Origin of the sequence: Methanosarcina sp. WWM596 (assembly GCF_000969965.1) — an archaeon.
Taxonomy (GTDB): Archaea; Halobacteriota; Methanosarcinia; order Methanosarcinales; family Methanosarcinaceae; genus Methanosarcina.
This window is the reverse complement of record NZ_CP009503.1, coordinates 1,004,528-1,019,726: the sequence shown is the minus strand read 5'-3', so window position 1 is coordinate 1,019,726 and position 15,199 is coordinate 1,004,528. Positions and strand designations below refer to the sequence as shown.

Below are 15,199 nucleotides of genomic sequence, written 5' to 3'. Positions count from 1 at the left end.
CCTCTGAAACCTCTCTCCAATAGGCAGACCATAGTATTTTTAGTTTCCAGTTAACAATATATTTATTTTAAAAGCTTACCACTCAAAAAACTATTTTGGACCAGGCCAAACATATAATTATAATTCCATTTATAAAAAATCTAAAAAAGGAAGTTGGGTCTTGTTGTAATCCCCATTAGAATAATAAAAACTGATAACAAGGTCACTTTCTTTTTGGGGAGATGCCTGTTATTTTCATGAAAAAATCAAAGGACAATATTTGAAAAAATGATTACATTACCTTCCTCAGTTCATTAACAATTGCTTCCTCAGTTCATTAACAATTGCTTCCTCAGTTCATTAACAATTGCTTCCTCAGTTCATTAACAATTGCTTTTGCATGTTTAATCCCATTATATCTGTACGACTTATTGTATACTCCAATCTCTTTGACCTGACCGTTAAATCCCATTTTAAACCGATATTGACCATGTGATTCATTAGGGTGAAGGCCCGCTACGTCAAGATTTTTGAAGCCGTTTTTCCTTCCATCAACTATGCTGTGCCAGATTAAGAGCTTATTAGCGTTAAGACTGTTGTATTCGCCCCTCAATACCGAGATGTGACCCAGATATATCGTGTCTTTATAGTAAAAGTTTATTAATGCTCCAACTTTTACTCCATTGTATTCTGCGAAGAATAATCTTGCCATTTTTTTCGGAAAAAGGATGTCACGGAGTTTTTCAAAATACGAATATGGCACCAGGGCGTATGATACTCTTCTATAACAATTTTTAGTTCTTTCAATAATTCTGTCAATTAATAGTTTCTGGAATTGATTATAGTAAAGGTCTATATCTTCTTCATAGTTCTGACTTTCGTATATAATGATCTTTTTTCTTGAAGCTTTTTTTATATCTCTACTGAATTGTTTTTTGAACCCCTTGAATATCTCAGTGGGATCCTTATCTATATTTACTATAGCAGTTTTTTTGATTCCTGTCTTGGTATATCCGTTTTGAATTAGCGCCGAATCCAGACAATTATGATAAGGATATATCAAATGATCAGTAAAGCTTTTTTTGTTTTTGCTATACGAATCAATAAAATCAAACATCAACTCATAAATCTCTTCACTATTGGTATCACTGGAGAGGACACAGGGACCTCCAAAACTATATAATTTATGATGAGGAGAACAGCCTATTTGAAAGTTCTTTGAAATACTTGGAAAATATTTATTAATTCTGTAATCTTCAAAAAGGTTTCTTATAAAAAATGGAAATATCCCTATTAATTTATTTTCTTCCTCGTCTTTGACTACTACTGACAAGGCTTCGGAGTTTAACCCTTTTTCTATAACCTCTTTCCATTCCCAGGTATGATAAAAGGTCCCGTTAAGACTTTCTTTAACAACGTTATTCCATTGTTCTTCATCTTCGACTTTTACCTTCCTGCAAATGATATAAAAACCTCCTTCAGATTCGATTATTATCTCCACATCCGTGGAAATTCCTTAAAAGATCTTATCCAATTGTATTTTTTTACATATTATTTCTTTTTTTTTGATTTAAGTAATTACGGTGATGAAACGAAAAGATTCAATTCAGTTGGTAATGTCCTTAAGTATAACATCCAGGTATACTTATATATAGTAAATCGTTTCAAATAATTTTCAATCTATAGTGATTTTTGCATTTCAGCATTGGGATTCTGAATTCGCAAGAAGAATCAGATCTTCAATAATAAAATCTATGATGGTTGACGTAACACCAGTGATTTTTAATATTACATTAATAACCGGAATTTGGGCCAGAGTCTTCAATTCATTCAGTTTTTTAATCTGTTTGAGGAAAAAAAGTTTAAAGTAATATGAAGAGCACAAAAAAATTGTAACCAGGAACCTATCCTACTAAACAGTGAGTACATAAACAGTGAGTACAAAAAGAATATTGCACAGCATCAGCTCTGATGATACGACTTCACTGGTGCTGTTTTGGCGCAAACACTTCAATTCTGGAAATAGTCCGCTTGAACGAGCAAAGCTAGAGAAACTCGGGAGCCTTGAACGAGCAAAGCTAGAGAAAACTCGGGAGCCTTGAACGAGCAAAGCTAGAGAAACTCAGGAGCCTTAGAAGTACGCTTTTACATTTTCTATTGCCTTTACAATGAGGGAAACACAAGTTTCTATATCTGCCGTATCCAGAACCTCTACAGGAGAGTGAATATAGCGTGTAGCTATGCTAACCGTACCTGTAGGGATACCTTCTTTTGTGAGGTGTATTGACGTAGCATCGGTGGTGCCACCAGAACCTACCCCCAGTTGATACGGGATCTCATTTGCATCCGCAGTTTCTCGAAGCCATCTGAGAACCCGGGGATGGGCTATAAGACCTCTTCCCGAAGCGTCTGCCACAGTTATTACAGGCCCTTTTCCGAGTTCCATGGCGGAATCGGTCTTGTTGATCCCCGGATGATCTCCTGGGATAGTGGTGTCAAGGGCAAGGGCGACATTCGGACAGAGCCCAAAAGCACACGTTTTTGCTCCTTTGAGCCCCACTTCTTCCTGAACCGTGCCCACAGCATAAACATTTGCTTCAATTTTGCGTTTGTGGAGCTGTTTCATGACTTCGATTAAAATCACAACTCCTGCGCGATTATCAAAAGCCTTTGAGGTAACCTTCCCGTTTGCCAGGGACACAAATTCCCGATCAATTGAAACTGCGGTACCTATCTCGATTCCTAGATTCCCGGCATCCTCCCTGTCTTTTGCTCCTATATCGATAAACATATCCTCAAGTTTCACGGGCTTTTTCCTATCCTCATCTTTCATCACATGTGGAGGTTTGGAACCTATAACTCCAGATATAGCGCCCTTTTTGCCGTGAACTACGACTCTCTGGTTCAGAAGAGTCTGGTTAAACCATCCCCCAATCCCGACAAAGCGCAGGAATCCGTTATCATCGATATATCTGACCATTAACCCAATTTCGTCCATATGGGCAGCCAACATTATAGAAGGCCCATTTCCCTCTTTAACAGCAATCAGGTTCCCCATGGTATCTTCCCGCATACTGTCAACATAGGGTTCAAGCTCTTTTTCAAGCAGTTTCCTGACGTCATCTTCAAAGCCGGAAATTCCGTGGGCGTTTGTGAATTTTTCGAGAAAAGATGTTATTTCTTCAAGGTTTCCGCCTTTTTCCATATTTTCTTCCATTTAAGAAAATCTCCTTAATCCTGGTTTATCCTGAATATTGGTTGAAGTGTTAGTCTGAATGCGCACAAATTAATTATGATGAATAACTGTTCAGTTTGGCGTGCGCTCAGTTTTCTAAATAATCTGTTTAATATGATATATTATAAATGCCCATTTATGATTATCCATTCTGAAAGACTTTTGAGGTTTTTAGTCCCAATAGGTTTAACGCATTTCTCCTAACGCATTTCTCCTGGCCGAGGACGCATTCCGCCACGATTTGTGCCACCGCACCTCATCCACATTAATTTAATTGTAGGAATGTTATTATATAAGTTGAACTTATTGTTTAAGTTTTTGGCAGAAGCTTTTAAGTCACTTTCTGATGGCGAAGATTATTTTCGGAAGCTGTAAGGACAGAAACATTAAAATCCCTTCAGGTTTATTGAGGACTCAGGTGAAAATTATATGACTGCAGAATTACCTCCTCAAATCCAGAACCAGATAGCACAGCTTCAGCAGGTACAGCAGCAGGTTCAAGCTCTGACCATGCAGAAATCTCAAATTGAAGCTATGCAGAAAGAGTCTAAAATGGCTCTTGACGAATTAGAAAGACTGGCTGACGACGCGGTGATTTACCGTAATGTCGGAGAACTGGTAATAAAAACGACCAAAGATGAATCCGTTTCAAAACTTAAAGACAGGGAAGAAACCCTCTCACTCAGGCTTCAGTCTATTTCCAGGCAGGAAGAAAGGCTCACTACCCGCTTCAAACAGCTTCAGGAACAGATCCAGCAGGCGCTTGGGCCCAAAGCACAATAACTTTTTATTTTTAATATGTATAAATATATGCAGGATAGAACTGTAGCTATAACGTAGATTGTGCCGAAATCCCGGAACTCCGGGAATTTCGATACCTATAAAAAACGGTATCCAGAGTGGACAATGCAAGTTGATGAAGCGGAGTTTTTTAACCGACTCCTTGACTATCGAAACATTTTGTATTTGTGTCACAGGAATGCAGATCCGGACGCTGTTAGCAGTGCCTTTGCCCTTGCTGAGGCACTGGGAGGTACAGTCGGGCTCGTAGACGGTTGCAACCGTGTGGCGTCGGTTTTGATCGATAGGCTCGAAATAGAGGTAGTGGATAAGCCAGACCCTGCGAATTACGGTTTTGTTGTCGTGGTTGACACTTCAACAAAAGCGCAGCTAAACGATATCGAGTTGACCAGTTACTGTGTAATTGATCACCATACAACCACTGCCCTTACCGAGAATGCAGAATTTTACCTGCACAGGAACACGACTTCAACTGTAGAGATAGTATATGATATTTTAAAAGCAATGGGAGCTCCGATTAACCGCAGGGTAGGAATCGGCATGCTCACAGGAATCGTAACGGATACCGGGCATTTCAAGCACGCATCTGTTGATACTTTCCGAACAGTGGCAAAAATCATTGAAGCTAGCGGAGTTGAGTACGGGGAAGTGCTTGACCTGATGGCTGCCACCCCTCAGGATATTTCAATGCGGATAGCTATCCTGAAAGCAGCAAGCAGGATTGAACTCGATAGGGTAGGAGATATGATTATAGCTTCTTCCCATGTGAGTTCTTTCGGAGGCTCAGCATCTTCCATGCTTATTAACATCGGAGCTGATGTGGCTTTTGTTGGCACTACCAAAGGAGAAAGTGTCAGGGTAAGTGCGAGAGCTAAACGTGATGCTGTAAATGTCGGGGTCAACCTTGGCCAGCTGATGGAAGATATCAGTAATGAATATAATGGTACAGGAGGCGGACATTCGGGAGCAGCTGGAATAGATATAATAGCCGATCTGGAAGAAGTACTGCATAAATGCAGGGACATGACAAAGAAAATCCTTGAGAATTCCCTTGGAGCAACCTCAACAGAGATTTCTGAGGATGAAATTGAAGTCAATGAAGATGAATAAATAGTAAAAATGGTTAGAAAATTATAATTTTTCTCCTTGCCTGAAAGTTATTATTTTCCAGCATATTTTTCCAATTCAGTGTATTTTTCCAATTAGACATATTTTTCCAATTCGGTGTATTTTTCCAATTAGACATATTTTTCCAATTCGGTGTATTTTTCCAATTAGACATATTTTTCCAAATACCTATCTCAATTAAATCTGAAGAATGTCTGTTTTTTGATTTGATAACAACAACTATTATTAATATGAGAATCCAACTTAATCCTCACATTGTCAGATCTACCGGAAGTTCGTATCCGCCCGATAGTGCCTCGATCTTCCGAAACGAAAATTTGGTCTGAAATGAGAGATACCATCGTTAAAGCATGATCTTAAAGGGATGTCAATTATCCCTGAGCTAAAGACTCAGGGGTTTCCTGCTTAAGGTTTATATAAAATATACGCACGAGAAGGTCAAGAAAGATGCGGCCTGAAAATAAAAGGTCTCAATATAAAGAACACAGAGCGTGAAAAAAATGCCAGAATACTGGGATCCTGAAATCGAAACAATGCCTGTAGAGGACTTGAAAAAATTACAGGAAGAAAAACTGAAAAAACTCGTACATTATGTGTATGAGAACTCTCCTTTTTACAGAAAAAGGTTTGACGAACACGGCGTTCGCCCGGAAGACATCCGGACTCTTGAAGATATCAGAAAGTTGCCTTTTACTTTTAAGCAGGATCTCAGAGATACATACCCTACCGGAATGTTTTGCGTCCCGAACTCAAAGCTCGCCCGATTCCATGCTTCTTCGGGCACCACGGGCAAACCAACGGTAGTCGGGTATACCCACAAGGACATTGATGATTGGGCAGAATCCCTGGCCAGGGCTTTAACATCCGTAGGGGTGGGAAAAGATGATATCCTCCAGGTAAGCTACGGGTACGGACTTTTTACAGGTGGGCTCGGTGCCCACTATGGAAGTGAAAAAGTAGGAGCAACCGTACTCCCCACAAGTTCGGGAAACACCGAACGCCAGCTTGAACTCATGAAAGACCTTGGCACGACAGCTATAGCCTGCACTCCCTCTTACTTTCTATACATGATTGAAGTCGCAAGGAAAGAAGGCATCAATATCAGGGACGACACAAAATTAACGAAGGGATTTTTCGGGGCTGAACCCTGGTCTGAAGAACTCAAGAAACGAATAGAAAATGAGTCAGGGATTAAAGCCTATGATATCTATGGGACTTCGGAACTCAGCGGCCCCCTCTTTACAGAATGTGAGGAGCAGTGCGGCATCCATATATGGGGAGACCTCTTCCTGGTAGAGATTCTGGATCCCGAAACCGGAGAACCTGTGCCTGATGGGGAGACAGGAGAACTTGTAATCACCACCCTTGCAAAAGAAGCAAATCCCCTTATCCGCTACAAGATCAAGGACCTTACCAGAAAAATGTCGGAGCCCTGCAAATGCGGCAGGACCCATCCAAGGATCACACGTATCAGCGGGCGCTCGGATGACATGATCATCGTGCGTGGCATAAATGTCTTCCCCGGACAGGTCGAGTCGGTTTTGATGAACATCCCTGAAGTCGGGAACCATTTCATGATCATCGTGGACAGGATCGGACCTCTGGACTCAATGACGGTCCAGATCGAAATGCATGAGTCTGCCTTCAGCGACAAGATGTCGGACATGATGGCACTCAAAAAGAAAATCACAAGTGCTTTAAAGAGCGTGCTAAACCTTGCGGTAAATGTAGAGCTTGTGGAACACGGTTTTCTGCCGCGTTCGGAAGGAAAATCAAAGAAAGTCATCGATAAGCGAAAGATCTGAAGCTTTTGCAGTTAGAAATCTGAAAATTAAAAGGTCAAAAAATTCAAAATTCCGAAAAAGAATAAAAAATATAACAAAATACGGGATAAAAGGACATGGGTGCTGGAATGGAAGACAAAGTTATAAAACAAATTTCCCTTTTTGCGGAAAACAAACCTGGTAGACTTGCAAGTGTAGCAAATAAATTGAAAAGCGCCGGCATAAATATCAGGGCGTTTACAATTGCCGAATCTGGAGACTTCGGAATCATTCGCATGGTTGTGGACAGGTCAGACTATGCTCACAGTGTACTCCATGATGCTGGGTTCACGGTTTCAGAAACCAGCGTTCTGGGAATCGAAATGGAAGACGTCCCCGGAAGCATGTCCCGGATTGCGGAAGTTTTCGGAGAAGCCAGTATCAACCTTGATTATGCCTATGCTTTTGTCACCCGGGAACAGAAAGCCCTTCTTATAGTCCGGGTAAACGAGATAGAAAAGGCGATAAAAAAGCTGGAAGAGAACAATATAAAGCTAATCGGCATGAAAGAACTTGAAAAGATCTGATTTTGATCGAACACCGGATTTTCCGGGAAGGCAGCTTTAAAGAAAAAGCCAGGAAATAATCCATAGCCAGGCACATTATGTTGATGTGCCTGAACATTCCGGAAATTCTCTTTTTACAGGTTCTTGCTTAAGTGGCAATTGTATTATATGAAGGATTTTGCAACCAGTAGCTACTTGTAGCCGGAAGTATTTATCAGAGATTTTCTGAGCCCTACTGTGTAAATAGAATATATTATAAATATAAAAAGAGCAAACAGAGAAAGACTTTTCTGAGAAATAAAGAAAAGGAAATCCGTATAACAGTAAAAACAGTAAACAGGGATTGGCCCGACAAAAAAGAAAAGTCAGCCAATTTGACTAAAATGACAGAAAATAAAAATAGCTTACAGGAAAACGCTCAAAACCTTTCAAAGAGTAAACTTGGCGGATCTCATACTACAATTATTGGGGGGAGAGCTGGAAAAAAACTCATAAAGCTTGTAAGCCAGCACCCCGAAATAAAAAAAGTAATTCCTTCCGTAATTTCCGTAAAAGGTGTTGCAGGGGGAAAACTGGCTGGAAAAGTCCTGCGCGCTGACGCCAGAGGGAACCTCAGGCTATTGTTCTCTGAAGGCAGAAGTTTCCAGGAAGTCAGGCTGGTGACAATGGTTGGTACAGCTGATGAAGGGGACAGAATCATGAACGAATTAAATGAGATCTTAAAAAATGCCCTATGAGGCGTTGAAGGAGAGGTTACTGCTTGGTATTCATAGGGGTTGACCACGGAACAACAGCAATGCGTTTTGCACTTATTAAGGGTGAAAAGGTCCTGACCTTTGAACTCGGAAGGGCTGAAGCAGCTGCAATGTCAGAACAAGAAATTCTGGTATCCATCGAAAAAGAGTTTGGAATCAAGGTTGAAGATATCGATATGATTGCTCTGACCTACTCCATGGGAGACGGCTTTTCTGCAATCAAGGACATAAGAAAACTTGAAGGAAGAGGCCTTCAAAGTACGGAAGGTGCAGGAAAAAAGACCGGAGGAGGCACACGGGTATTTGATGCAGTCAGAAACTCCGGAATTCCGGCAATAGCAATTCCCGGCCTTCACGCAGGGAGTAAAGTGGATCCGAGAATGAAGGTCTTTTCCCATCTCACAAGCCCGGAAAAGATGGGGATTGCATATCATATCCGGTGTCTTGGCTACGAAGACTTCGTAGTTTCCGATATAAGTTCTAACACTGTGACTCTTGCAGTTGCTTCGGGAAAGGTTATCGGGGCAATTGACGCCTGTATATTTGCTCCGGGAGTTCACCACGGACCTCTTGACCTGCAGGCGATCAGAAACGTTGATGACGGGCTCCAGACAGCAAACCAGGCTTTTATAGAAGCAGGGACCCTTAAGAGGACCCCATATAAAGACAGGAAAGAACTGCTCAATGCAGCCGAGAAAGGAGAAAAAACTGCCCTGCTCGCCCTTGATACAATAGCCCTTTTTGCAGCCATGGAAATCGCTTCAATGCAGCTTCTCCTGAAAGACTATGGGATTACCGGAGCGGTCTTTCTGGCAGGCTCGATAGGGGAGGTAGAGTACGTGCAGAAAAAGATTTGCACACACCTGGATAAGGAATGCAGGAGCCTCAGGAAATGGCACGCTGCAATCGGCTGTGCCGAGATAGCAAGGGACGTTTATGTCGGAAAAAAACAGATCCTCGGAGTAGACGTTGATTATCCTTAAAGAATGGAAAGAGACTATCCGTAAATATCGGAGAGAAACTATCTTTAAAGAGAGAAATCAGGTTTTTCCCACAGATTCTTCATACTCGTCTCCCTGATATTCTTCGAGCTCCGATGCGTCAAGTTTTCCCCCTTTGACGTCATCATCATCATAACCGCTCATACGGTTTTTGTCCATGAGAATGACATAATCCGCAGAGTTCTTAAGTGCTGTGGAAAATCCTGGCTCAACCCCGAAGATAATAGTCTCTTTCCCGTGTTCGTTTGCTTTGTTCAAGAGCGGTTTGAAATCCGCATCTCGGGTCACGATTGCAAGGGTATCTATGTTGGGGTTGTAGACCAGTTCCATGCCTTCCACTGCGAGACGCACATCCACATCACTGGAACAGATGATAGGCTCAAGGCCATGGTTTTCAATAGCCTCGACAAGCTTGTCAGAGGCATACTGGTTCAGGAAAACACGTCCAATCTTGATATTCCCGTAATCCTTCAGAACGTCCCTTATTTCCTCAAGATTTACATCAAACTCTTTTCTGAGGATATTCGGCCCATCCACCAAAAGTCCTATCTTCCTTCTGCCGACTTCTTTCTTAGTACGGAGGTATCTAGAAATGGAATCAAGTCCACTTTTTACAGGCTTCATTATTAATGTCCTCTGTGATCCTTACAGTTTTACTCAACCTGCATCTTTTTATATTTAATACCCCGATTATCGGGGAGAATTAATCTGTGAGGGAGTAGAGTTTCCAGCGACCCCCTCATGTCGATCGATACTATGATTTTGCTTAAACCCTGAAAAGACCGCAGTTTTAATGTTAATAGCCATGAGTTTACAACTACGGTTTTTCACAACTACAGTTTTTCAGGTTTAAAGCCTGATACCCGGCAGTTCGGGTAGTAATCTGATTATATCTAAATAATTGCTTTTCTGTAGTAAAACATTTGCATACTTTGACAATAAAAGGTTCTAATTTTGCCTTATCTAAGAGATTGACTGAAAACCTGATCTGCCCTGGAAAAGGGAAGTCCTGAGATATTAGTAAACCTCTCAAAATGAAACGGTTTTAACATAGGATATAATATATATTACATAATTATAATTTATCGGAAAAAGGGCTTTTGCGAACTTCCCGAATGGTGTAAGGGGACTCCAGAAGCTCAAAGCGATTTTCAGTTTTTCGTCCCTTCTTCTGCCTGCTATACTGGATTTCCCCTGAATGCTGGAGGAAAGCTTCATAGACCCTCATAAATTGCTCGAATTCCGGCTCCGTAAGCTCTATTAACCCTTCTTTCCCCGCGAGCCAGTCATATACCTGCAGAAGGATAATTTCCCTTACTCTTTTTAGACCTTCTTCTTCAGGCTCTTCAGGTGCTTTTTCAAAGTAGAGAGTATTTTTCATTTGCGGAGACCAGGCTGCAAAAACCCTCCTAAAATTTAAAACCTGAATTGGAACTTTTTCCCCGGGGTCGGGCCTAGTATAATAATACCTGTCCTGAGAAAATATCTCTCCTTCCAGACTCACCACCTGCCGTCATACCTCGATCTCATATATTTTTCATGGATTTTCTTCATACGGAAACCCATGTAGAGCCCTACGAAGAGTCCGCTCAGGTGAGCAGTGTGGGCTATCATATCCGACGAATTGACCATCAGAAAATCAAAAAGAGCAAACAGCACCAAGGCATGTTTTAAACGCATCGGGATAAAATAAACATACACCTTTATATTTGGCTCGAGTACAGTAAGGGCTGCAAAAACCCCATAAATCGCTCCACTCGCACCAATCATAGGACCGGGGTAAATGTTGAAAATGGGTCGGCTTAAGAAAGTGTACCCTATTGCAGATAGAATTCCTGCAGTAAAAAAGATCCCCAGGAGTTGTTTATTCCCTACCCTTCGCTCAAGCGCAGTCCCGAAGAAGTACAGTACAAGCATATTAAAAAAAAGATGCCATATTCCGTTGTGCAGGAAAATGTATGTGACAAGCGTCCATGGTTTTGTCAGTATAGAACCGGGGTCAAACTGAAAAGCACTGATGTAGAGAGACCCCACCCCCGGAACCATTTCCAGAAAGAAAGAAATTACACACAGGAAAATAATTGCCATCGATGGGCTTGTAGAAACAGAACTTTTGATTCTGTCGGTTGTTCCGCCTCGAGACTCATATGGTGTATCACGGTTAAACATGTTCCGTTACTCTCTATTTTAATCCAGTATAAAATTATTGAATAAATCACCTAAATAATAAGGCAAGTTATAATAGGCAACTTAGAATGTCTCAAAATGAATAAGGAAATATTATTCAAACACAAGACGTTGTCCAAACACAAGAATATTGCCCAAACATAAGCTCAAGAACAAATAAAAGGTAAGCAAATTGAAAACCCGATAAACAAAGTAATTAACTGCAAATTTCAGTAAATCAAATTAATGGTTTTAACCCCCGACTTTGGAAATAAGCAGTCTTGAATCCTAACCCTTTTAGATTCACGGGATACTTCCACGATACAATACTTCCACGATACAATACTTCCACGATACAATACTTCCACGATACAATACTTCCACGATACAATACTTCCACGATACAATACTTCCACGATACAATACTTCCACGACATAATAGTACTAGGCTTCCAGAAGCAAGTTCAAATTCCTATTTAAATTGGATTGCATATTATTTAAATCAAATAATTCATTGATTAATATTCAAGTGGGAAAATCATAGATATTCTTTTCCAGGAAAAAATCATGAAAACGGTTTACAGCGTTTACTATGTAAAGTGGTTTAGAGAACGTACCGATATAAATAAGTTTTGATATATTTATAAGAATAAAAAATATAATAAACTAAATAATTATTACGAATAATATATTTAACGATGATCGGGAATAATTTGAATTTAATTTGTGCGAAATTTGAAAATCAGATATGAAGAATCTTTAAAATGAGTTGTGGTTAGTATGAAAAAATGAAAAAAATAATAACAAATATTAAAATCAATGGAAAAAACTATTGGGAATCAAGAATACTCATTCAAAAAAACCAGTATCTACAGGCATTGAGGGCTTTTCTTTCGGAGTAGATCTTCAAGATTTTTTTATGAAGAAGGTATCACTAAATTCCATTTTACCCATTGCGAAATAGGGTGTTACAAATTAGAAAATGTTATATAGATTTGGTACATTTAGACTTTTAATTAGTGTTTATTATCCATCGGTAGCGACCTCTGCTCAAGATTAAGGTCCCAATCGTTGGTAAAAACGGTTTTTTTGAGACATAGGGCGTAAAAAGGGATTTGGAAGAGAAATAAGGCCCTAAAAACGACTTTTACAAGAATATATTCTCTATAAAAACGTTCTTATTTGAAAAAAACGTTGGTATAACGTTTAATGTCCAAATTGAGAGCTATGAACGTTTTACCATAAAACGTCATTTAAACGGTTGTAACTTTGAAGCAGACGGTAAGATATAAAATGAATAATCATTAACAATATGCCGCTTATCAGGATTACAATCGAATTGGCGAAGTCGACTTTAAACAAATTAAGGAGGTAAAGCTCACATGAGCAAACTAACTACCGGGAGTTTTTCTATAGAAGATCTGGAATCCGTTCAGATCACAATCAATAATGTTATCGGAGCAGCAAAGGAGGCTGCTGACGAGAAAGCAAAAGATCTAGGTCCTATGGGCCCATCCGCGTGGCCTGGTCTTGCAACCTACAGGGATGACTGGAACCTGAAATTACTCGACCGTTATGAGCCAGTAATCACCCCTATGTGTGACCAGTGCTGCTACTGTACATACGGCCCATGTGACCTTTCCAACAACAAGAGAGGCGCCTGTGGTATTGACATGCTAGGCCACAACGGCAGGGAATTCTTCCTCCGTGTGATCACCGGTACTGCCTGCCACGCAGCCCACGGTCGCCACCTGCTTGATCACCTGATTGAGGTCTTCGGAGAAGACTTACCCCTCAAGCTTGGACAATCCGACGTCCTGACCCCCAACATCACGATTACCACCGGGCAGAGACCAATGACTCTCGGAGAAATCAAGCCTGCAATGGAGCACACAGAAGAACAGCTTACCCAGCTCCTTGCAACCGTCCACGCAGGGCAGGAATCTGCAGAGATCGACTACGACTCAAAGGCTCTTTTCAGCGGTAGCCTGGACCACGTAGGAATGGAAATTTCCGATATAGTCCAGATCGCAGCTCTTGACTTCCCGAAAGCTGATCCCGAAGCCCCCCTCATTGAAATGGGTGTCGGAACCATTGACAAGGAAAAGCCGTTCCTCTGTGTTATAGGACACAACGTGGGTGGTGTCACCTACATGATGGACTACATGGAAGAGCACGACCTGACCGGCAAGATGGAACTCGGCGGACTCTGCTGTACCGCAATTGACCTGACCAGGTACAAGGAAGCTGACAGGAGAGCTCCATACACCAAGGTCATCGGTTCCATGTCTCAGGAACTCAAGATCATCCGCTCAGGACTGCCTGATGTCATTGTTGTTGATGAACAGTGTGTCCGTGGAGACATCGTACCCGAAGCCCAGAAGCTTGGGATTCCCGTTATTGCATCCAACGCCAAGATCATGTATGGTCTGCCCAACAGGGACGAACAGGACGTCGATGCGACAATTGAGGAACTCAAATCAGGAGCAATTCCGGGTGCTGTGATCCTTGACTACGATAAGCTTGGAGAAATCTCCGTAAGGCTCACCCAGGAAATGCACCCTCTCCGCGAAGCAGCAGGGTTAAGGAAAATTGCATCTGATGAGCAGATGAAGGAATGGGTCGACAAGTGTGCTGACTGTGGCTCTTGCTACCTGGTCTGCCCTGAAGAACTGGAGATTCCAGAAGCTATGAAGCATGCCAAGGAAGGCGACTACAGCTACCTTGTAGATCTCCACGACCAGTGTATCGGATGCCGCCGCTGTGAACAGGTCTGTAAGAAAGAAATCCCAATCCTTAGCGTCATCGAGAAAGCCTCTCAGAAGGTTATCGCAGAAGAGAAGGGCTGGATGAGGGCTGGCAGAGGTCAGGTATCTGATGCGGAAATCCGTGCAGAAGGTCTGAACCTGGTTATGGGTACCACCCCAGGTATCATCGCAATCATCGGATGTCCGAACTACGGTGATGGAGCCAAATCCGTATACTACATCGCAGAAGAATTCCTTAAGAGGAACTTTATCGTTGTCGGTACCGGATGTGGAGCCATGGACATGGGTATGTACAAAGACGAGAACGGCCAGACTCTCTATGAGAGGTTCCCCGGTGGATTCCAGTCTGGTGGACTGGTTAACATTGGATCCTGTGTCTCGAATGCTCACATCACCGGAGCCGCCCAGAAAGTCGCCGGTATCTTTGGTGGCAGAACCATGGAAGGCAACCTCGCGGAAATCGCAGACTATGTCCTGAACCGTGTTGGTGCCTGTGGCCTTGCATGGGGTGCATTCTCCCAGAAAGCATCTTCCATAGGAACCGGATGTAACATCTATGGTATCCCCGCAGTGCTTGGTCCCCACAGTTCCAAGTACAGGAGAGCTCTGATCTCAAAGAACTATGATGATGAGAAGTGGAAAGTCTACGACGCCAGAAGCGGCGAAGAGATGGCAATCCCACCAGCACCGGAATTCCTCCTGATCACCGCAGAGACCTGGCAAGAAGCAATCCCAATGATGGCAAAGGCCTGCATCCGCCCATCCGACAACAGTATGGGTAGGTCTATCAAACTGACCCACTGGATGGAACTCCACCAGAAGTATATTGGCGGAATGCCCGAAGACTGGTGGAAGTTCATCAGGACCGAAGCCGACCTGCCACTCGCCAAGCGTGCGGAACTCATGAAGAAACTCGAAGAAGAGCATGGCTGGGAAATCGACTGGAAGAGGAAAAAGATCATCTCCGGTCCGAAGATTAAGTTCGACGTCTCGGCACAGCCTACTAACCTCAAGAGACTCTGCAAGGGGGCCTGAAA

At 42.1% G+C, this 15,199-nt stretch carries 12 protein-coding genes; 7 read left to right on the top strand and 5 right to left on the bottom strand.

The features are described 5' to 3' along the window. Window positions 1–331: 331 nt before the first annotated feature. Both MSWHS_RS04565 and MSWHS_RS04560 read right to left on the bottom strand, forming a co-directional pair. Entirely contained in the window at window positions 332–1,480 is a 1,149-nt protein-coding gene (locus tag MSWHS_RS04565; RefSeq protein ID WP_048126397.1) for a GNAT family N-acetyltransferase, read from the bottom strand. A 630-nt stretch (window positions 1,481–2,110) separates the two neighbouring features. Then, window positions 2,111–3,196: a M42 family metallopeptidase gene (locus MSWHS_RS04560; protein ID WP_048126395.1), complete on the bottom strand. Its 1,086-nt coding sequence runs from the start codon at window positions 3,194–3,196 to the stop codon at window positions 2,111–2,113. 447 nt (window positions 3,197–3,643) lie between these two features. Between MSWHS_RS04560 and MSWHS_RS04555 the strand changes: the two genes are divergently transcribed. The 6 genes from MSWHS_RS04555 to MSWHS_RS04530 all read left to right on the top strand — a co-directional run bounded on the left by MSWHS_RS04555 (window position 3,644) and on the right by MSWHS_RS04530 (window position 9,210). Then, window positions 3,644–3,997: a prefoldin subunit beta gene (locus MSWHS_RS04555; protein WP_048126392.1), complete on the top strand. Its 354-nt coding sequence runs from the start codon at window positions 3,644–3,646 to the stop codon at window positions 3,995–3,997. 123 nt (window positions 3,998–4,120) lie between these two features. Then, on the top strand, window positions 4,121–5,125 hold the full coding sequence (locus MSWHS_RS04550; RefSeq protein ID WP_048130220.1) for a bifunctional oligoribonuclease/PAP phosphatase NrnA: 1,005 nt from the start codon (window positions 4,121–4,123) through the stop codon (window positions 5,123–5,125). A 518-nt stretch (window positions 5,126–5,643) separates the two neighbouring features. Further along, the gene (locus MSWHS_RS04545) at window positions 5,644–6,948 is read left to right on the top strand and encodes a phenylacetate--CoA ligase family protein (protein WP_048158790.1); all 1,305 of its coding nucleotides are present in this window, start codon (window positions 5,644–5,646) and stop codon (window positions 6,946–6,948) included. Window positions 6,949–7,055: 107 nt separating this feature from the next. After that, window positions 7,056–7,493: an ACT domain-containing protein gene (locus tag MSWHS_RS04540; RefSeq protein ID WP_048130219.1), complete on the top strand. Its 438-nt coding sequence runs from the start codon at window positions 7,056–7,058 to the stop codon at window positions 7,491–7,493. A 362-nt stretch (window positions 7,494–7,855) separates the two neighbouring features. Next, window positions 7,856–8,209 carry a DUF2103 domain-containing protein gene (locus tag MSWHS_RS04535; protein WP_048126389.1) on the top strand — a complete coding sequence of 118 codons (354 nt, stop codon included), beginning with the start codon at window positions 7,856–7,858 and terminating at the stop codon, window positions 8,207–8,209. Window positions 8,210–8,232: 23 nt separating this feature from the next. Then, on the top strand, window positions 8,233–9,210 hold the full coding sequence (locus tag MSWHS_RS04530; protein ID WP_048126387.1) for a methanogenesis marker 12 protein: 978 nt from the start codon (window positions 8,233–8,235) through the stop codon (window positions 9,208–9,210). Window positions 9,211–9,267: 57 nt separating this feature from the next. On the opposite strand, the gene MSWHS_RS04525 is transcribed toward MSWHS_RS04530, so the two are convergent. The 3 genes from MSWHS_RS04525 to MSWHS_RS04515 form a co-directional block, all read right to left on the bottom strand. Then, window positions 9,268–9,852, bottom strand: coding sequence for a TIGR00288 family NYN domain-containing protein (locus MSWHS_RS04525; RefSeq protein ID WP_048126385.1), 585 nt, complete (start codon window positions 9,850–9,852; stop codon window positions 9,268–9,270). A 451-nt stretch (window positions 9,853–10,303) separates the two neighbouring features. Beyond that, window positions 10,304–10,732, bottom strand: coding sequence for a hypothetical protein (locus MSWHS_RS04520; protein WP_231585581.1), 429 nt, complete (start codon window positions 10,730–10,732; stop codon window positions 10,304–10,306). Further along, entirely contained in the window at window positions 10,729–11,397 is a 669-nt protein-coding gene (locus tag MSWHS_RS04515) for a rhomboid family intramembrane serine protease (RefSeq protein ID WP_048126381.1), read from the bottom strand. Before MSWHS_RS04515 ends, MSWHS_RS04520 begins: the two co-directional genes overlap by 4 nt. 1,379 nt (window positions 11,398–12,776) lie before the next feature. On the opposite strand from MSWHS_RS04515, the gene cdhA reads away from it, so the two are divergent. Continuing rightward, window positions 12,777–15,197, top strand: a complete 2,421-nt coding sequence (gene cdhA, locus MSWHS_RS04510; RefSeq protein ID WP_048126378.1) for a CO dehydrogenase/acetyl-CoA synthase complex subunit alpha — start codon at window positions 12,777–12,779, stop codon at window positions 15,195–15,197. The last annotated feature ends 2 nt before the right edge of the window (window positions 15,198–15,199 follow it).